This is a genomic window from Paracoccus sp. KR1-242 (genome assembly GCF_049446195.1).
In the GTDB taxonomy this organism is placed as follows: Bacteria; Pseudomonadota; Alphaproteobacteria; order Rhodobacterales; family Rhodobacteraceae; genus Paracoccus; species Paracoccus broussonetiae.
Genome location: NZ_JBMSED010000017.1, coordinates 1 through 17,814, shown reverse-complemented (window position 1 = coordinate 17,814; position 17,814 = coordinate 1). Strand labels below are relative to the sequence as shown.

Annotated in this window: 16 protein-coding genes; 10 read left to right on the top strand and 6 right to left on the bottom strand. The window is 61.5% G+C overall.

What is annotated here, in order from left to right; translation table 11 throughout:
• The first annotated feature begins 492 nt into the window (after positions 1 to 492).
• The 7 genes from ACO2Q4_RS21600 to ACO2Q4_RS21570 all read left to right on the top strand — a co-directional run bounded on the left by ACO2Q4_RS21600 (position 493) and on the right by ACO2Q4_RS21570 (position 9,226).
• On the top strand, positions 493 to 1,551 hold the full coding sequence (locus ACO2Q4_RS21600) for an ABC transporter substrate-binding protein (RefSeq protein WP_423321864.1): 1,059 nt from the start codon (positions 493 to 495) through the stop codon (positions 1,549 to 1,551).
• Positions 1,552 to 1,566: 15 nt separating this feature from the next.
• Positions 1,567 to 2,472 (top strand): ABC transporter permease, encoded by a 906-nt coding sequence (locus tag ACO2Q4_RS21595; RefSeq protein WP_423321862.1) that lies wholly within the window; start codon positions 1,567 to 1,569, stop codon positions 2,470 to 2,472.
• A 3-nt stretch (positions 2,473 to 2,475) separates the two neighbouring features.
• Entirely contained in the window at positions 2,476 to 3,258 is a 783-nt protein-coding gene (locus ACO2Q4_RS21590) for an ABC transporter ATP-binding protein (RefSeq protein WP_311761671.1), read from the top strand.
• The gene (locus ACO2Q4_RS21585) at positions 3,255 to 4,796 is read left to right on the top strand and encodes an amidohydrolase family protein (RefSeq protein WP_423321860.1); all 1,542 of its coding nucleotides are present in this window, start codon (positions 3,255 to 3,257) and stop codon (positions 4,794 to 4,796) included. Before ACO2Q4_RS21590 ends, ACO2Q4_RS21585 begins: the two co-directional genes overlap by 4 nt.
• An 18-nt stretch (positions 4,797 to 4,814) precedes the next feature.
• Complete coding sequence (locus ACO2Q4_RS21580) at positions 4,815 to 6,383, top strand: amidohydrolase family protein (protein WP_423321858.1); 1,569 nt, start codon at positions 4,815 to 4,817, stop codon at positions 6,381 to 6,383.
• A 516-nt stretch (positions 6,384 to 6,899) separates the two neighbouring features.
• Positions 6,900 to 8,165: an NAD(P)/FAD-dependent oxidoreductase gene (locus tag ACO2Q4_RS21575; protein ID WP_423321856.1), complete on the top strand. Its 1,266-nt coding sequence runs from the start codon at positions 6,900 to 6,902 to the stop codon at positions 8,163 to 8,165.
• Positions 8,166 to 8,254: 89 nt separating this feature from the next.
• Complete coding sequence (locus ACO2Q4_RS21570) at positions 8,255 to 9,226, top strand: LysR substrate-binding domain-containing protein (protein WP_311761675.1); 972 nt, start codon at positions 8,255 to 8,257, stop codon at positions 9,224 to 9,226.
• Here the strand turns inward: ACO2Q4_RS21570 and ACO2Q4_RS21565 are convergent.
• The 6 genes from ACO2Q4_RS21565 to ACO2Q4_RS21540 form a co-directional block, all read right to left on the bottom strand.
• Positions 9,204 to 9,983 carry an ABC transporter permease gene (locus ACO2Q4_RS21565; RefSeq protein WP_311761676.1) on the bottom strand — a complete coding sequence of 260 codons (780 nt, stop codon included), beginning with the start codon at positions 9,981 to 9,983 and terminating at the stop codon, positions 9,204 to 9,206. The genes ACO2Q4_RS21570 and ACO2Q4_RS21565 overlap by 23 nt on opposite strands.
• A gap of 2 nt (positions 9,984 to 9,985) precedes the next feature.
• Positions 9,986 to 10,795 (bottom strand): ABC transporter permease, encoded by an 810-nt coding sequence (locus ACO2Q4_RS21560; protein WP_395133599.1) that lies wholly within the window; start codon positions 10,793 to 10,795, stop codon positions 9,986 to 9,988.
• Positions 10,796 to 10,827: 32 nt separating this feature from the next.
• Positions 10,828 to 11,916: an ABC transporter ATP-binding protein gene (locus ACO2Q4_RS21555; protein ID WP_423321853.1), complete on the bottom strand. Its 1,089-nt coding sequence runs from the start codon at positions 11,914 to 11,916 to the stop codon at positions 10,828 to 10,830.
• Positions 11,917 to 12,306 carry a RidA family protein gene (locus ACO2Q4_RS21550; protein WP_423321851.1) on the bottom strand — a complete coding sequence of 130 codons (390 nt, stop codon included), beginning with the start codon at positions 12,304 to 12,306 and terminating at the stop codon, positions 11,917 to 11,919.
• An 18-nt stretch (positions 12,307 to 12,324) separates the two neighbouring features.
• Positions 12,325 to 13,404 carry a polyamine ABC transporter substrate-binding protein gene (locus ACO2Q4_RS21545; protein WP_395133605.1) on the bottom strand — a complete coding sequence of 360 codons (1,080 nt, stop codon included), beginning with the start codon at positions 13,402 to 13,404 and terminating at the stop codon, positions 12,325 to 12,327.
• Between the two features lie 427 nt (positions 13,405 to 13,831).
• Positions 13,832 to 14,713, bottom strand: a complete 882-nt coding sequence (locus ACO2Q4_RS21540) for a LysR family transcriptional regulator (protein ID WP_395133607.1) — start codon at positions 14,711 to 14,713, stop codon at positions 13,832 to 13,834.
• A gap of 114 nt (positions 14,714 to 14,827) precedes the next feature.
• Between ACO2Q4_RS21540 and ACO2Q4_RS21535 the strand changes: the two genes are divergently transcribed.
• From ACO2Q4_RS21535 to ACO2Q4_RS21525, 3 genes are all read left to right on the top strand, one after another.
• The gene (locus ACO2Q4_RS21535) at positions 14,828 to 16,201 is read left to right on the top strand and encodes a nucleobase:cation symporter-2 family protein (RefSeq protein WP_311761682.1); all 1,374 of its coding nucleotides are present in this window, start codon (positions 14,828 to 14,830) and stop codon (positions 16,199 to 16,201) included.
• Positions 16,202 to 16,227: 26 nt separating this feature from the next.
• Complete coding sequence (locus ACO2Q4_RS21530) at positions 16,228 to 17,595, top strand: amidohydrolase family protein (protein ID WP_423321848.1); 1,368 nt, start codon at positions 16,228 to 16,230, stop codon at positions 17,593 to 17,595.
• A 59-nt stretch (positions 17,596 to 17,654) separates the two neighbouring features.
• Positions 17,655 to 17,814: 2Fe-2S iron-sulfur cluster-binding protein (locus tag ACO2Q4_RS21525; protein WP_423321951.1), on the top strand; the 160-nt coding region annotated here is incomplete at its 3' end.

The following is a 17,814-nucleotide window of genomic DNA, read 5'->3' as shown; positions in this document are numbered from 1 at the left end:
CCTAGAACGAGTCCTGATCCAAGGGCGCGACCCGGCTTTTCCCCACCGTCGAGCCGGAAGGCCATGACCGTCAGAACAAAAAACGAAGACAGCGAGTTTCGCCCTTTAAGACGAGGCATCGGGGTTGTCTCAAACGTGCAGTTTCGGCTGACCAACATTGGGTGACAGGGCAAGAGGGGGCGGCCCAACTCCGTTGCAGGTGACGGCAGATCCGCCATCTGCCGATTATTCGCGCAGCGGACGATCCGCGTCTGAGCAACCTTGAAACTTTACCCTCGAGCCGCATTTTGCAGTTCTTCCCGAGAGGCGGCGCAGGATAGCCATTGGGTCAGCGCAGGGAGGGCAACCCCGCCCGATGAGACGCTCGGCCATCTGGCGGTGTTTCACCCTCTTCTTCTGGTTGGCGTGCCAAGTGTCATTGGCGATTTGGCAAGGCGCGTCCGGCACGAAGACGCCCGTCACATCGTCACGCTCCAACAGTGAGGGTTCGCGATGTGCGACAGATGTGGGAATAGCTATCACAACATGATGCAGGCCAGCCGCCGTGGCTTTCTGAAGGGTGGCGCGGCCGCGATGGCCAGCCTTGCCATACCGGCAGGTCTTCTGGCTCCAAAGCAGGCGGCAGCCGCCGGCCTGACGACGATCAAGGCGACCCATGGCGCGGGCCTGTGCAACCTCGGCATCTTCATCGCCAAGGAACGCCACCTGACCGAGGCCGACGGGGTCGAGCTGGATTTCGTGGTGACCCCGACCACCACCGACGTGGTGACGCTTTTCGGCGCGGGCATGGTCGATATCTCGGTCATCCCCTATTCGAACTTCATCACCCTGGTCGATGCCGGAGCGCCGGTGAAGATGATTGCCGGCGCCGGGGTCGAAGGGTGCATCCTGATCGGGGCCGAGGGCATCAAGTCCGCAGCAGACCTCAAGGGCAAGTCGATCGGCACCTTCCAGGCGGATACGCTTGAAGTCCTGGCCTACGACTACCTGGCCAAGGACGGTGTGGCCTTCGCGGATGTCGATGTGAAGTATTTCAACACCTCGCCCGAACTCGCGGCCGCCTTCATCAACGGCGCGATCGACGCGGTTTGCCATATCGAGCCCTATGCGACGCAATGCCTTGAGCAGCGTGCAGGCGCGACGATCCTCAGCGACGGGATCGACCTCTACGGCAAGGGCTATGCGGATTGCGTACTGGCGGCTCGCACGCCCCTTCTGGAAGAGAATCCCGCAGCGGTGAAGGCGGTGATCAAGGGCATGTTGACGGCTCAGCAGCAGTCCGAGCAGGATATCTCGAAGGCGCTCGAGGAGACTGCCGGGACCTATTACAAGTCATCGTTCGAGGCGCTGAAGCTTGCTCAGTCGCGCCAACCCGTCAAGATCGACCAGCGTGACAATGACCGCTTCTTCGCCGACCGCTCACAGTCGATGAAGGACATGGGCTATGTCCGCAACCTGCTTCCACCCGAGGCACTCGACTGGACACTGCTGAGCGAGGTGATTTCGGAGAATGCCGATCTCTATGCCTCGCTGAAGCTGAAGACGGCCTGACGAAAGGGATCTCTCATGACCGATGGAACCGTGGAAACGCGGCAGGACGGGGTGGGCCGGAACATGCAGCAGAAGCCCCGCAGCCCCGGCGCATGGATGCGCAAGGCCGAACCTGTGCTGTGGTCGCTGACATCGCTCGCGATTTTCGTCGGCCTGTGGGAGTTCGCGTGGTGGCGGGGCTGGGCAAATCCGCTGCTGCTGCCACCACCGCATATCTTCCTGGCGAACCTTCCAGACCAGTTTCGCTTCTTCGATCCGACCGGCGCGCGGGCTGGGGCACTGGGGCAAGGCGGTTCGATCTGGTCGGTCCTTGGCGTGATCGGCTGGACCGCGCTGCGGGTCACGGCTGGCCTGATCCTGGGCTTTGCGCTGTCACTGGCGACCGGACTTGCCATCCGTTACTTCCGCATTTTCGGCAAGCTCAGCCTGCCGCTGGTTACCATGCTTGCCCCGATCTCGCCCGTGGCATGGATCCCGGTCGCGGTCTTCGTCTTCGGGATCGGCAATCCGCCCGCGATCTTCCTTGTCTTCATCGCGATCTACTTCGTGATGACACTCGCGACGCTTTCACTGATCGACAGCGTACCCAAGAACTACATCCAGCTTGCCAAGATCATGGGCTGCTCCAAACGCCAGATCTATCGCCACGTCATCCTGCCCGCGATCCTGCCCGAGCTTTTCGTCACATTGCGGGTGAACCTTTTCGGCGCGTGGATGGTGGTCCTGATCGCCGAGGCCGTGGGCGTCGGATCCGGTCTGGGGCAGGTCACGATGATGGCACGCAACACGTTCAACGCCAGCCTTGTCTTCTTCACCATGACACTGATCGGCATCACCGGCTTCCTCTTCGACCAGGCGCTGCGCCTGATCCAGCGGAAGGTGCTGTGGTGGGTCGGTCCCGGAAATGCAGGAGGTCTTTGACCCATGCTTGGATTGTCGATCAAGAATGTCTCGAAAATCTGGAATGCGGACGGGCCTGACCCGGTCCCGGCGGTCAGCAACCTGACGCTGGATGTCGCACCGGGCGAATTCGTCGTGCTGCTTGGCCCCTCGGGCTGCGGGAAAAGCTCGCTTCTCTATATTGTCGCGGGGCTGGAAAAGCCGACTTCGGGGAATGCCAGTTTCGACGGAATCGAGATCACCGAACCCTCTCCCGATCGCAGCCTGATCTTTCAGGAAGCCTCGCTGTATCCGTGGCTGACGGTGCGGGATAACGTGACCTTCGGGCTGAAGATCGCGGGCCACCCGCCCGCGAAACGGACGGAGGCGGCGGAACGCCTGCTGAAGCTGGTCGGCCTTGCCAATTCCGGCGGCAAGCGCCCGCATGAATTGTCGGGCGGGATGCGGCAGCGCGCGGCGCTGGCACGGGCTCTGGCGATGCGGCCCCGGGTGCTGCTGATGGACGAACCCTTCGCCGCGCTCGACATCCAGACGCGGGCAAGAATGCAGCAGCATCTGCTGGACATCTGGGAGAGTTCGAAGGCCTCGGTCCTTCTCGTCACCCATTCCATCGACGAGGCGCTGGCACTGGCCGACCGCATCGTTGTCTTCACCTCTCGCCCCGGCCGCATCAAGGCCGAGATAACGCTCGACATGCCGCGCCCCCGCGACCTGCGCAGCCCGGAAATGATCGAATGCGCCCGCCGCTGCGAAGCGCTGCTGGCCGAAGAGGTCGAGAAAGCCTTCAGGGAACAGGAACTCGCATGAGCGTCGAAATCGTAACCGCGCGCTGGATCGTCACCGGCGCGCAGGATGAAACTACCCCCGTCATCCATGATGATGCGGCGCTGGCCAGCCGCGACGGCATCGTGCTGGCGGTCGGACCGGCGGCCGAGATCAAGGCCGCGTATCCCGAGGCGACCGTCACCGATTACCCGCACCATTTGATCATGCCGGGGTTGGTCAACAGCCACCATCACATCGGCCTGACGCCCCTGCAGCTTGGTTCGCCGGACTACGCGCTGGAGCTATGGTTCGCGGCGCGCCTTTCGATGCGCAAGCTGGACCCTTATCTCGACACGCTTTATTCGGCCTTCGAGATGATCTCCTCGGGGATAACCACTGTCCAGCACATCCAGGGCTGGGCGACCGGTGATTTGGGTGAGGTGCTGGGCGCGGCGCGGGGTGTCCTTGGTGCGTATGAGGCAGTGGGGATGCGCGCCTCCTACTGCTATGCTGTGCGCGAGCAGAACCGCTTCGTCTATGAGGCGGACGAGGATTTCTGCGCCCGCCTGCCCGCTGAGGCCAGTCGCGTCATGGCCGCGCATCTTGCCCGGCAGAAGATGAGCTTCGCCGATTTCATGACGCTCTATGACGAGCTGAAGGCCGGCAATCGCAATCCGCGCGCCCGCATCCAGCTTGCACCGGCGAACCTGCACTGGATGACGGATGACGGCCTGCTCGCCATCAAGGAGAAATCCGACGCCGAAGGCGTGCCGATGCACATGCATCTGCTCGAGACCGCCTATCAAAAGGAATATGCCCGCCGCCGCACCGGAACTACGGCGGTCAAGCACCTTGAAAAACTTGGCCTCCTGGGTCCGCAGCTGACCCTCGGCCACGGCGTCTGGATGACCGAGGAAGATATCGAGATCTGCGCAGGGACCGGCACCTGCATCTGCCACAACTGTTCCTCGAATTTCCGCCTGCGCTCCGGCGTCCTGCCGCTGATGGAATTGCAGCGGCGTGGCATGGTCGTCGGCATGGGCATCGACGAGGCCGGGATCAATGACGACCGAGACATGCTGCAGGAAATGCGGATGGCCCTGACCGTCCATCGCGGTCCCGGCATGGATCATTCTGCGGTGCCCACGCCAACGCAGGTGCTGCGCATGGCATCGGAACATGGCGCGCTGACGACCGCTTTCGGGGCCGAGATCGGCCGCCTTGACCCCGGTCGGCGGTTCGACGCGGTTGTCCTCGACTATTCCTCGGCCACCTGGCCATATCAGGACCCGGACATCGCGCCCCTCGACGCGCTGATCCACCGCGCCAAGACCAAGGACGTCCATGCGGTTCTGGTCGATGGCGAGGTGATCTATCGCGACGGCCAGTTCACACGGATTAACCGCGAAAGCATCCTAGCCCAGATCGCCGAGGCGCTGGCAAAGCCCCGCGATACGTCCGAGCAGGAGACGCATTGGTTGCGCGCGCAGGTCTTTGGCGAGGTCGAGAGGTTCTACGACGGCTACGTCCCGGCGGACACGCCCCGCATCCCCTTTCAGCAAGGCTCTTCCCGCGTCTGACGCGGCCAGGAAACCATCATGACAACGATAATCCGCAATGTGCGCCTGCTGGACCTCGACCGGCAGGAGGGCATGACCTCAACCTGCGACATCAGCATCACCGGGGGGCGCATCGCCGGGATTGGCGAGTGCCTTGCCATTCCCGAAGGCGCGAAACTGATCGAAGGAAACGGGAACCTGCTGATGCCGGGCCTTGTCAACGGTCACTTCCATTCGGCCGTGAACCACATGAAGGGGCGGCTGCCGTCGCTGCCGCTCGAAGTCTTCATGCTCTACGAATGCCCCGAGCTGGACGTGCTGCGACCGACCCCGCGCGAGGCCTATCTGCGCACCATGCTGGGCTGCATCGAGATGCTCAGATGCGGTACGACCTCGGTCCAGGATGACTGCTTCTTCGTGCCGCGCCCCGAACCCGAGATCATCGACGCCGTGGCGCAGGCCTATGTCGACAGCGGCATGCGGGCGCGTCTTGCGTTGGATCAGCCCGAGGTCAGCGAGCTGGAAAAGCTGCCCTATCTGCGCGAGTTGCTGCCCGACGACCTGCGTCCCGAGCTTGGCCGACCCTCGCCCACATCGCGAGATGACCTGCTGGGCCTCTACGATCATCTCCTGTCCCGATGGCACGGTGCGGCAGGCGGACGGATCAAGGCGGCGGCCTCATGCTCGGCACCACAGCGCGTCAGCCCCGAATACTTCGCGGCGCTTGACCAGTTAAGCCGTGACCACGATCTGCCCTTCTATGCCCATATGCTTGAAACCAAGTTGCAGCGTGTCTTCGGCCGCGAATGCCTGAACGGGCGTTCATTGGTCCGCCATACCGCCGATCTTGGGCTGCTGACGGAACGGATGAACGTGATCCATGCGATCTGGGTGGACGACGCCGACCTTGACCTGCTCGCGGAAAGCGGGGCGTCCGTGGCCCATAACCCGGTGTCGAACCTGCGCCTTGGCAGCGGCGTCATGCGCTGGCGCGCGATGCAGGACCGGGGCATTCCGATCTGCCTTGGCGTGGACGAGGCGATTGCGGACGACGCGGTCAACATGTGGTCGGTGATGAAGACCGCCGCCCTGATCCATTGCATCACCGAGACGGATTACGAACGCTGGCCGAACCCGCGCGAAATCCTGCGCGCCGCGACGACGGGCGGCGGTCATGCAATGCGCGAACCGATGCTGGGCCAGATCTCGGTCGGCGCCCCGGCCGACCTGAACCTGATCGATCTCGGCACCATCGCCTATGTGCCATTGAACGACCTGCCTCGCCAACTTGTCCACTGCGAATCCGGAACTTCCGTCCTGCTGACCATGGTCGCCGGTGAGGTCGTTCGCGATGGAAATGGGCTGACCCGGATCGACGAGGGTGCACTGCTCGCGGAAGCTCGCGAGATATTCGAGCGCAAAATCGGTCATATGGACGAGGCCGACCAAAGCGTGGCGCGATACCTGCCCTACTACCGCAAGATGTACGACCTTGCCTGCGAACAGGACGTGGAAATGGAACGTAGGGTGCCGCATGCCTTGGTCGAAGGGAACCGCGCGCCCACCCCATGGCACGTTGGCCGAAGTGCGGGTCGGCCGTATCAATAGTGCTGGCCAAGTAACGGTGTCAGATCAGCAGATCAATCCGTTCAACTCTATGGCAACGGACCCGCACTGACGCACCGGTTGGAGTCACAGATCGGTTTGGATCAGATTGCCGTCTCGAGCGATCATCCTGTTGCGCCACAAACGAACAGCGAAGCCATCAAGATCGTGCTGCTGCGCCCCTTCCCCGCCGTCCGGAAGTCGGAAGGTCGGATGGTGGTTCGTAATCAGGGTTCATCGGAGTTGAAACGCTGAAGGGGAAATTTTCGTGGTCGACCTGCGGTCGCCGCCCCTCAGTAGCCCCGGCACGGCTGCAGGACATGAATACCTCTGACGGTTCAGCAAATCTGACACCAGCAGCACAATTCGAAATGAAGGAATGGGATCCGCTCATAACCGCGGCGGATGCGATCGAAGCCAGTGGGGGAAGCTTATCCGCTATAAGCGGTTCGAATATTGAGTGCCATTCCGTCATCCCGCATGAGTCTGGGAAAAGTCATTCAGCACCATGAGGCGATCATGCCCCCCCATTCAGCCGACACCATTATCATCGGCGGCGGTACCGTCGGATTATGTGCTGCGGTCTACCTGCAGCGCTCGGGCAGGAATGTGATGGTGATCGATCCGCTCCCCTCTCCGGGGGGGGCGTCTTTCGGAAATGCCGGAATGATCAGCCCCGACACCGCCGTCCCGATCTCGCTGCCCGGGATGTTGCGCAAGGTCCCAGGCTGGCTGATGGACCCCATGGGTCCGCTGGTCGTTCGTCCCGCCTATTTCGCGAGAGCCTTTCCGTGGCTGATGAAATGGATATCGGCGGGGCGCTGGACAAACGTCCTCAATATTTCGGACGCCATGCGGAGCTTGCACAAGGACAGTTTTGCGTATTGGCGCGAGCTGGTGGGCGAGGCTTATGGCGATCTGATCCGCAATGACGGGCAGGTTCATTTGTGGGAAAGCGAGCATGAAAGCCTGACTGCCGCGCGCGAGCGGGAAATCCGCGAACGGCATGGCATCGAAGCACGAGCTTTGACACGCGATGAGATTTCCGACCTGTTCCCAGACATGGCCACAGGTCCGAAACGCGCGGTTTTCGTACCCGGCAATGGCTATACCGTCTCGCCGGCCCGCCTTGTGCGAAAGCTGGAAGAGATTTTTCTGAAGGGCGGCGGACAGCGCGTGCACGACCAGGTGGGGAAAGTCATCCCCGCTCCGGGCGGCCGGAACTTCACCGTGCTGACGGGCGTCGGAAACTTCACGGCCCCGAACGTGGTCGTTTGCGCCGGTGCGCATTCGGCACGGCTTCTTGAGCCGCTGGCTGTCTCGGTCCCGCTTGAGATCGAACGTGGCTATCACATCATGCTGCGCGATCATGGCCTGCGCGTCGGCACGACGCTTTCGAACAAAAGCCGCAGTTTCGGCCTGACTCCGATGGCCGATGGGTTGCGGGTCGCGGGCACGGTCGAGATATCGGGGCTGGACACCGTTCCGGACGAAAGGCGCGCCTTCATGCTGACGCGTCAATTGAAGCAGTCGTTTCCCTCGGTCAATGTCGAGAACCTGACCTTCTGGGCGGGAATGCGCCCCTCGCTGCCCGATAGCCTGCCGGTGATCGAGGAAAGCGCACGTCATCCGGGCCTGTTCCTCAATTTCGGCCACAGTCATTTCGGAATGACGGGGGGGCCGGGCAGCGGCCTGCTGTTGTCGCAGATCATGAACAGGGAAAAGCCTTTCACCGACCCTGCAGCCTATTCACTGCAGAGAAAAACCATCCGCTTGCTGAGCTGACCTTGTGGCCCGGCCGCCCGGCTGCAAGACTTGCCGGCGGAAGGCCGGTTTGTGCCTTGCAGACCCGGCAGCAGTCAGAATGGTAGGGGATGAGACGCCAACTCAGATTTCGACACATCGAAGGGCTTCAGGCTATTCTGTCCTCGGGGACGGCGACTGGCGCTGCTGCCATGATGAACGTCACGCAGCCCGCCGTGACGCAGCTGATCAAAGAGGCCGAGGACATCGTCGGTTACACGCTGTTCGACCGGCGTGGCGGCCGTCTTTCGCCTACCAACGAGGCGCGGCTTCTCTACGAGGAAATCCATCGCTGCTACACCGGGATCGAGCATATCAACGCCTTCTGCGACAAGTTGCGGGCGGAAAAGGGTCATTCTCTGGTTTTGGCCGCCGTGCCCAGTCTGGCGCTCTCCATTCTGCCAAAGGCACTCGCCTCGTATCACCGGCAGGACCGGGGCACCTATTTCAAGGTGATGCCACGGCATTCGAACGACGCACTTGAGCAGGTCGGATCGCAAAAGGGGGATATCGGCTTTGGCACGCGCGAGGTCAGGGTTCCGGGGATCACCTGCTCGCTCATCAGCAGTTTCCCCCTGCTGGCAGTACTGCCCGCCGGCCATGAACTGGCTGCCAAGGAACAGGTTGCGCTGGAGGACTTTCAGGGAGAGCGGTTTATCCGCATGTCGCCCAGCGAGGGCCTGAACGACGTCTTCACCGAGATGCTGGACGAACGCGGGATCGAACTGACACCGGTCGGTGAATCCCCGATGGCGACGGTCGGCTGCGCCCTGGTCGAAAGCGGCATCGGCATCACCGCCGTGGATCACTGCGCAGCCTATCTGTTCCTCGACCGCGACGTGGTCATCCGGCCCATCGCCCCCCGGATCACCTCCACCTATTACGCCTATTGGCTGACCCGGAACATCCGTGAGCGTGTCATCGATCGCTTCCTTGGCCACCTGCGGACCGAGGCTGCCCAATACGAGCAGCACTTGCAGGAATGGTTGCGCAAGGACGGCAGGCGCCTGCCCTGCGCGATCAGCCGGCCCGGCGACGCGTGACCAGATAATTCAGCAGCAGGACAAGGCAGGTCAGACCGATCAGGAAAGCCGACACCGCCGCGATTACCGGTTCGACCTCAAGGTGCAGGCTGTTCCAGATCCGGACCGGCATGGTCTGTTTGCGCGTCCCAGCCAGAAACAGGGAAATGATCAGCTCGTCGAATGACGCAAGAAACGAAAACAGCATTGAGGAGACGATGCTGGGATAGGTCAGCGGAATGATGATCCGCCGGAACAGATAAGCCTTGCTGGCCCCCAGGCCGACGGCAGCACGCTCGATGTTTGGATCGACCGATTTGACGCCCGCGATCATGATGATCAGCACGATCGGGACCGAGATCACCGAATGGCAGAAGGCCAGCCACACCATGTTGCCCATCAGCCCGATCTTGGCGGTCATGAAATACAGCGACACCGCGATAATGACCGACGGCGCGATGATCGGCATCAGCATGGTCGCAAGGAAAGCCTTCTTGAATCGAAAGCTTTTGCGAACGAAGGCATAGGCGGCCAGAAAGCCGATCGTAGTGGAGATCAGGCTCGACAGCACGGCCACGGTGGCGCTGATCGACATCGACCGGCGCCAGGCGGCATCGCCCAGAAAGGCCTCGAACCAGCGCAGAGAGTAGGATTCCGGCGGAAACGACAGGTAGCTCTCATTGCTGAAGGACAGCACCAGGACAATCGCAACGGGCGCGATCATCGCCACGCAGAAGATCCCGACGTAAACGCCAAGCAGACGCGAAAGAGCGAACATTCTCAGGCCCCCATCATCTTCTTGGAGTCCGTGACCCAGTAATAGACGAAATAGATCGCAAGCGTGACGACGAGCAGCTGGATCGACAGGATGGCCGCACTGGTCCAGTCGAACATGATCTCGACCGAACGCTGGATCAGCATGGCGGTCATGGTGTCCTGCGGTCCGCCCATCAGCGCGGGCGTGATGAAAAAGCCCACCGCAAGGATGAAGACGATCAGCGAGCCCGAGACGACGCCATGCGCCGTCAGGGGAAAGTAGATCCGGCGGAAGGCATAGAACCGGCCCGCCCCAAGGGATCGAGCCGCGCGCATGAACGATGGATCGACACTTTTCATGGCCGCAAACAGCGTCAGGATCATGTAGGGCAACAGGATATACGTCATGCCGACGATGACACCGAACCGGTTATAAAGAAGCGCAAGCGGCGCGTCGGTGATCCCCAGCGACATCAGCGTGTTGTTCACGACGCCGTTCCGCCCCAGCAGGATCATCCAGGAGTAGGTGCGCACGATCATGCTGGTGAAATAGGGCACCACGATGCAGAAGATGACCAGCGTGAAGCGGAAGCGGCCCGCCAGACAAAGATAGGCCGCAACCGGATAGGCGATCAGCAGCGCGCAGAGCGTGACGACCAGCGCGATCATGTTCGAGGTGATCATCGCACTGATGGCAGCGCGCGACCCCGCGGTCCGCACGAATGTCGCGGCGATTTCGGAAAGGCTGCCGATCTCGGCGATGCTGGTCCACAGGAACGAGATGATCGGGACGGCAAAGCCGAACAGGAACATCAAGATGACTGGACCCAGCAATAGTGAGGTCTCTAGCTTCGAACCGGAATTTCTCATCGCGTCAGGATCTTCGCGTCTGCCCTGTTCCAGTTCACGAAAACCGGCTGACCATGAGCATGGCGCGAGTCGTCGGAATTGGCACAGTCGATGACGAATCCCTCGGGACCGTCCCAGTCGATTTCGTATCGGGTGATATTGCCGAGGAATGCGATCTTCTCGACCCTGCCCGGCACGTGGCAGTACCCTGGCAGCGCTGCGCCAACCGAAAGCTTCAGGCGCTCGGGCCTCACGAATAAGGCACATTCCTCACCGGGCGAGGGCAACTCTCCTGCCCCATCGACGCCAAGTTTCAGCCCGGCGACCTCGACGGCGGCTTCTCCGTCCGCCAGCCGGGCCATCTTCCCCTCGATCACGTTCGCCTCTCCCAGAAACCGCGCGACGAAGCGTGAGCGGGGGCTCTCATAGACTTCAAGCGGCGGACCCATCTGCGCGATCGCACCGTTTGCCATGATCGCGATCCGGTCCGACATGTTCATCGCCTCTTCCTGGTCATGGGTGACATAGATAACAGTGAGGCCCAGGCGCCGTTGCAGTTCCTTGATCTCGATCTGCATGGCATAGCGCAGGTTCTTGTCCAGCGCGCCCAGTGGCTCGTCCATCAGCACGACGCCCGGCTCGAAAGAAATCGCGCGGGCGATGGCCACCCGTTGCTGCTGACCGCCCGAAAGCTCGCGCGCAAAGCGCCCGGCCAGATGCTCCATCTGAACCGCACGCAAGGCTTCGCGGACCTTTGCTTCGATTGTCTGACGCGGCAGCTTTCGGGCTCGCAGCGGAAATGCCACATTCTCGTAGACATTCAGATGCGGAAAGATGGCGTAGTTCTGGAATACCATGCCGAAGCCCCGCTCGCCCGGCCCCGTCCGCGAAATATCGACGCCGTCGACCGTAATGCTACCCGAGGATATGTCGGTAAATCCCGCCAGCATCATCAACGTCGTCGTCTTGCCCGACCCTGACGGACCAAGCAGCGAGAAGAACTCGCCGGGCCGGATATCGACGGTGAACCCGTCGACCACGGCCAGCTTGTTGTAAAGCTTGCTTACCGACTGGAAACTGATCTGGTTTCCCTTGAGTTCGACCATTCAGCTTCGACCTCTATTCCCGACAAAGGCACGGGCGACAATCTCGATAAGGCAGGCTTCGTCGACCATATCCGCGATGATGGTTGCCCGACTGGGAAAATTCTCAGGGAAATACTTGACGTAGACCTCGTTCATTCCGGCGAAGTCCGAGCGCCGCTTGAGATAGATCACGACCTCGTAGACATCGGCGAGCACGGCCTCCGCCCCCCCGATCGCCTGCTTCAGGTTCTCAAGCGTGCGGGTCGTCTGTTCGGTGATCCCGCCATCCACGGTCTTTCCCGTAGTCTGGTCGCGCGGCACCTGCACCGAGGTGATGTAGTCGCCAGCCTTCACCGTGCCGTTGACCGGGGCGCTTGAGGGCAGCAAGCCCGTCTTGACGATATCAAACATTTTCACGTCCCTTTCTGTTTATGCCGCAATCCAGGCGGACCAGCGATTGTTGACCTCGGCCCGGTTCTCTGCCCACCACTTGATGTCCCGTACGAAACCGCGGGAAATCGTGAACGGCGTCTTGGTGTCGGGGTCCAGTAGTTCGGGTGCAGTCGCCTCGTAAGCGAGCTTGTTGACAGGAACGGCCTTATAGTTGGAGAACCAGGCCTTCTGAATCTCGGGACTGGCGTTGAAGTCGATGAACTGCAGGGCAGCCTCTTTCATCGACGATCCCTTTGCGATGCCGATCGCCTGGCCCAGAACGGCATTCTGGTTCCATTGCAGCGCCACCGGCGCGCCGCTGTCGATGGCGACGCTGGCACGCGTGCTCCACAGGCTGGCAAGGTAGACCTCGCGATCGGCAAGCATCTGGGCCGAAAGCGCGCCGGTATCCCAGAATTTCGTCACCGCACCCTTGATGCGCGAAAGCGATGCAAATGCGCGATCGATATCCAGCGGGTAAAGATCCGCCACGGCCACCCCATCGGCCAGCAGCGCGAACTCCAGATCCGGCGCGCCGCTTGACATGTCGGGCATGGTGCGCGGACCCGCAAAGCGGTCGGCATCCCAGAAATCGGCCCAACTTTGGGGCGCCGTCTCGGCGGTGAACTTCTCGGTATTGTGTGCCATCACCATGGCGTAGTTGAACGAACCCGTGAAACTCGGATGGCGAACCGTCTCCTCGATATCGTCGGGGTTGGTGTGGCTGAACTTGCCATAGTCGATCTGCTCGAGTGCACCTTCGGCATCGAGTTGCAACAGGACATCGTCACCCGTGTCGATTGCATCGACCTCCATCTGGCCCGAGCGGTGCATCGCAAGCAGGCGCGCAGCCGTCGCCGGAACAGGGACGATGGTGACGCCGGTCAGCTTGCGGAATGGCTCGTAGACGATGGTCTGCCGCACATCATCAAAGACGCCGCCCGGCGTGCGGACGAGCATCTCGTTCGCGGCAGCGTGCGCCTGCGAGGACCAAACCCACGGCGCCGCCATGACCGCGCTGCCGGCACCGAGCGCGGACAGCACTGTTCGCCTTGTCACCTTGCTTTGCATCGACATCTTCGCTCCCCTGTTGTCCATCTGGCTTTGCTGCTTCAGGGAAGCTTATTCGGACACCCGCACCAGCAAAGAAGAGAACGACTTATGCCCTATAAGGCGAGTCCATTTTGGACCCTGTCGACAGGCGCTCTTCGGCCTGCCAAGCGGGGCTCTCAGGACCAAAGGTCCAGTTCAGACGAAAGCGGTGATGGCATTGACCCGCAACATGTGCGGGTGCCCTGCGAAGTTCCGTACGGGGGCAAAGCGCACTACGAACTCCGGACGGGAGTGGCTGAAACTCTGTGTATCTGACGCGGTCCATGCGGTTTCAGATACTCAAGCGCGATCGGACCACAAGCTCAGGCGGCCTCGAAGCGCCGGAAGGTCGCGGAAAGTCCCTCCTGGTCGCCTGGAGGGGATGCGCTCCTAAATGATCACCGCTGCGCGCTCATTCGGTTTCCATTGCCAGCACCAGCGACTTCAGGCGGGCCCCCACAGCGGTGAACGGGACACTGGACTTCCACAGAAGATCGATGCCGACCGTCCAGTCGGTCTTCGGATAAGCATTCAGGTTGATCTCGGTCAGCACACCCTGAAGGATGTCTTGCGTGACCAGGCGTCCGGGTACCGTGGCCCAACCAGCACCCTCGCGCAGCAATTCAAGCAAAGCGTTCTGGCTTTCGACGTGGATGCAGCGCGGTGACTTGAGGTACTCGCTGGTGGCAATCCTGTCGAACTGCCCCCGCAACGCCAGCCGCGTATGGTCCCGCAGATGCGAAAACCTGACATGGTCGCGATTGGCCAGCGGATGATCCGAGCGCACGACATTCGTCAGGGTGACGTTGCCGACCCTGATGAAGGACAGCTCCGACGGATAGTTGCCGCGAGCGCAACCCATGCCGAAATCGGCCGTGCCGTCGGCAACCGCACGCACGAGGTCGCTGGGGCAGATCACCGCAATCTGCAGACCAGCGAAGCGATCCTGAAGGTCTGCTAGCACGGGAACCAGCCTTCCGGCGGGCACCGCGTCCTCTACGGCGAGGGTCAGGCTGTGATTGCCGGATTCCAGCAAAAGCCCCGCCTGTTCACGCAGCGTATGGCAGTGGGACAGGATCGCCTCGACTTCCTGCAGCAGGGTCTCGCCCTCGACCGTCAATAGAGGATAGCGGCCGCTACGGTCGAACAATGCGACCCCCAGATCAATCTCCAGATCAGATATCGCTGTGCTGACCGCGGACTGAACTTTGCCCATTTTCCGGGCAGCTTCGGAAAAAGAGCGAGACTGTGCGGCTGTTTGAAACGCAACCAACTGATCAAGGCTGAACGCCATCCCCCACCTATCTGATTTTTAGATCGGTCCCAACTTGCGCCAACCGCGACCGCGGACCGACAACATCCGAAAACAAAGACTCAAAGTCGGATCGGATTCAACAGAGAGACCATGATGGAAAACACTCCCCACGAGGTGGACCGCAAATTGCCACCCGCGCAAACCTTCGCGCTTGGGCTTCAGCACGTGCTGGTCATGTATTCGGCATGCATCGTCGTTCCGCTGATCGTCGGAGCGGCGCTTGACCTGCCGCAGGACCAGCTGGCGGTCATCATTTGCGCCGACCTTTTTGCCGCGGGCCTGATCTCGATCATCCAGTCCCTTGGCCTGTTCGGTTTCGGGATCCGGCTGCCGGTGATGATGGGCGTCACCTTCGTCTCGATCGCACCCATCATCTCTATCGGTGCCAATCCCGAACTTGGTCTGCCCGGAGTTTACGGCGCAATCATCGTCTCGGGCATTTTCGGAATTGCGATCGCTCCGTTCTTCGGGCGCTTCCTGCGGTTCTTCCCGCCTGTTGTCACCGGTTCGGTGTTGCTGGTCATCGGTATCAGCCTGCTGAAGGTCGGCATCGAATGGTCGGCCGGGGGATCGCCACTGCTGCCCGACGGCACACCAAACCCCGACTTCGGCAAGCCCGTCTATCTGCTGATCTCGCTGTCCCAGCTTGTCCTGGTCCTCGTCCTGGTGAAGTTTGCCAAGGGCTTCATCGCGAATATCGCTGTCCTGATCAGCATTATTGCCGGCTATGCAGCCGCGGTGGCGCTGGGGGAAATCCACCTGACCGGCATGGATCAGGCGCCCTGGCTGCGCGTCGTGACCCCCTTCCCGTTCGGCGCGCCCACCTTCGATCTGGCCGCTTCGCTGGCGATGTGTCTGGTGATGGTCGTGACCCTGGTCGAATCCACCGGCATGTTCCTTGCGCTTGGCACGATCGTCGGACGGCCCACGACCAACAAGGCGCTTGTCCGCGGTCTCAGGGCGGACGGGATGGGTGCCGTGCTGGGTGGAGTGTTCAACGCTTTCCCATACACCTCCTTTTCGCAGAACATCGGTCTGGTCACCCTGACGGGCGTCAAAAGCCGCTTCGTCTGCGCGGCAGGCGGTTTCATTCTGCTGGCGATGGGACTCGTCCCAAAGCTGTCGCATGTCGTCGCCGCGACACCCCCTTTCGTCATGGGAAGCGCCGCCACCGTCATGTTCGCGATGGTTGCCATGATGGGCATCCGGATCATCGCCACGGATGACTTCAAGAAAAACTACAACACGGTGCTCATCGCGGCCGTCAGTGTTTCGGTCGGGGTCATTCCGCTGATGTCCCCGCAGTTCTTTGCGCAACTGCCGGGTTGGACGCATCTGTTCACCGAAAGCGGGGTGATCCTTACCACCTTCACCGCCATCGCGCTCAACATCGCCTTCAATGGACTGGGTGACGCCGAGCGCGCCCAGGCCGATGCGGCCGACGCCGCGCTCGCCGTCGAAGCCTAGAAATTTTCACAGAAATCGGAAACACCATGAACAATACCATTCTTCACGCCGACCATCTCGTCACCATGGATGCCACGAATACCGTGATCCGGGACGGTGCCATTCTGGTCGGTAGCGCGGGCCGGATCGACGATGTTGGCACCTTCGAACAGGTGCGCTCCCGTGCCCCGGATGCAGCCGTCAAAAGGCTTGCCAATCGCATCCTGATGCCTGGACTGGTCAATACGCACGCGCATTCAGGCATCCTGCGCGGCACGGCAGAAGGGCTACCGGTGTGGGAATGGCTGCAGAAGTTCATCGACCCCATGCACCGTGTCGTGAATGAATACGAGGCGCGCCTCGCCTCGGAACTTTGCTATTCCGAAGCGCTGCTGTCGGGCACCACGACCATCGTGGACATGTGGCGGCACATGCATGGCAGCGCCGAGGTTGCCCGGGATCTGGGCATCAGGGCCGTGCTGGTACCCTATGTCGGCGAGCATCCCGATCACGACTACTTCGAGACACTCTCGACGAACGAGGCCCTGATCCGCAAATGGCATGGCGGCGCCGACGGCCGCGTCAGCGTCTGGGTCGGGCTGGAACATCTTTTCTACGGCACTCCAGAGGCGTGGACCCGCGCGGCCCGGATAAGCCGCGAATATGGCGTCGGCTTTCACACGCACAGCAACGAAAGCCGCTTCGACGTGACCGAGACCGAACGCCGCTACGGCGTCCGCCCCATCGAGGCGCTGGAAAAGTTCGGTCTGCTGGACTGCCCGCGTATTTTGCTGGCGCATTGCGTCTGGCTGTCGAGTGAAGAGATCAAACTGCTGTCCCAGCATCCCGCGGGTGTGGCCCACAACCCCGTCAGCAACATGAAACTCGCAAGCGGCGCCGCGCCGGTGATCGAACTGCGCAAGATGGGCGTCCCGGTCGGGATTGGCACCGACGGGGAAAAAGAGAACAACAATCTCGACATGTTCGACGAGATGAAGGCTGCGTCTCTTCTTGCGAAGGTATCCACGCTTGACGCGGCGGCGCTGGACGCCTGGTCCGTGTGCCGGATGGCCACGATTGAAGGCGCCAGGGCAATCGGCTTGGAAGACCAGATCGGCTCGATCGAGATCGGCAAGCAGGCCGATATCATTGCCGTTCGTTCGAACATTCCGCGCCTGACGCCGCTCATCGGCGGCACCGACGGAAATATCCACCACAACCTCGTCCACGCTGTCCAAGGCGGAGATGTGGACATGACGATGGTCGCGGGCAAGATCCTCGTCGAAAATGGCGAGCTGCTGACCACCGATCTCGGACAGGTGATCTCGCGCGTCAATGCCGCGGCACCCCAACTGTTCAGTCGCCGAGACGAATGGCTCGCATCCAATTCGGCGGTCGCGGAAGTCACGGCGTGAATGAGAAAACGCCGGGGGCGGCGATCCTGTCGTCGCCCCCGGACCACAGGAGAACCAAAGTGCCATCCCAATTCCGTTTCCTATTGAACCACACCGAGATCAGCCTGAGCGCGGCGGGATCTCGGGATACGTTACTTGACTATCTTCGCCTGAGCCGCCGGCTGACGGGGACGAAGGAGGGTTGTGCCGAGGGTGATTGCGGCGCCTGCACGGTTCTGG

Coding starts and splice junctions, on each gene's coding strand:
- ACO2Q4_RS21600 (WP_423321864.1), top strand. CDS start 493: ATGTGCGACAGATGTGGGAATAGCTATCACAACATGATGCAGGCCAGC.
- ACO2Q4_RS21595 (WP_423321862.1), top strand. CDS start 1,567: ATGACCGATGGAACCGTGGAAACGCGGCAGGACGGGGTGGGCCGGAAC.
- ACO2Q4_RS21590 (WP_311761671.1), top strand. CDS start 2,476: ATGCTTGGATTGTCGATCAAGAATGTCTCGAAAATCTGGAATGCGGAC.
- ACO2Q4_RS21585 (WP_423321860.1), top strand. CDS start 3,255: ATGAGCGTCGAAATCGTAACCGCGCGCTGGATCGTCACCGGCGCGCAG.
- ACO2Q4_RS21580 (WP_423321858.1), top strand. CDS start 4,815: ATGACAACGATAATCCGCAATGTGCGCCTGCTGGACCTCGACCGGCAG.
- ACO2Q4_RS21575 (WP_423321856.1), top strand. CDS start 6,900: ATGCCCCCCCATTCAGCCGACACCATTATCATCGGCGGCGGTACCGTC.
- ACO2Q4_RS21570 (WP_311761675.1), top strand. CDS start 8,255: ATGAGACGCCAACTCAGATTTCGACACATCGAAGGGCTTCAGGCTATT.
- ACO2Q4_RS21565 (WP_311761676.1), bottom strand. CDS start 9,983: ATGTTCGCTCTTTCGCGTCTGCTTGGCGTTTACGTCGGGATCTTCTGC.
- ACO2Q4_RS21555 (WP_423321853.1), bottom strand. CDS start 11,916: ATGGTCGAACTCAAGGGAAACCAGATCAGTTTCCAGTCGGTAAGCAAG.
- ACO2Q4_RS21550 (WP_423321851.1), bottom strand. CDS start 12,306: ATGTTTGATATCGTCAAGACGGGCTTGCTGCCCTCAAGCGCCCCGGTC.
- ACO2Q4_RS21545 (WP_395133605.1), bottom strand. CDS start 13,404: ATGTCGATGCAAAGCAAGGTGACAAGGCGAACAGTGCTGTCCGCGCTC.
- ACO2Q4_RS21540 (WP_395133607.1), bottom strand. CDS start 14,713: ATGGCGTTCAGCCTTGATCAGTTGGTTGCGTTTCAAACAGCCGCACAG.
- ACO2Q4_RS21535 (WP_311761682.1), top strand. CDS start 14,828: ATGGAAAACACTCCCCACGAGGTGGACCGCAAATTGCCACCCGCGCAA.
- ACO2Q4_RS21530 (WP_423321848.1), top strand. CDS start 16,228: ATGAACAATACCATTCTTCACGCCGACCATCTCGTCACCATGGATGCC.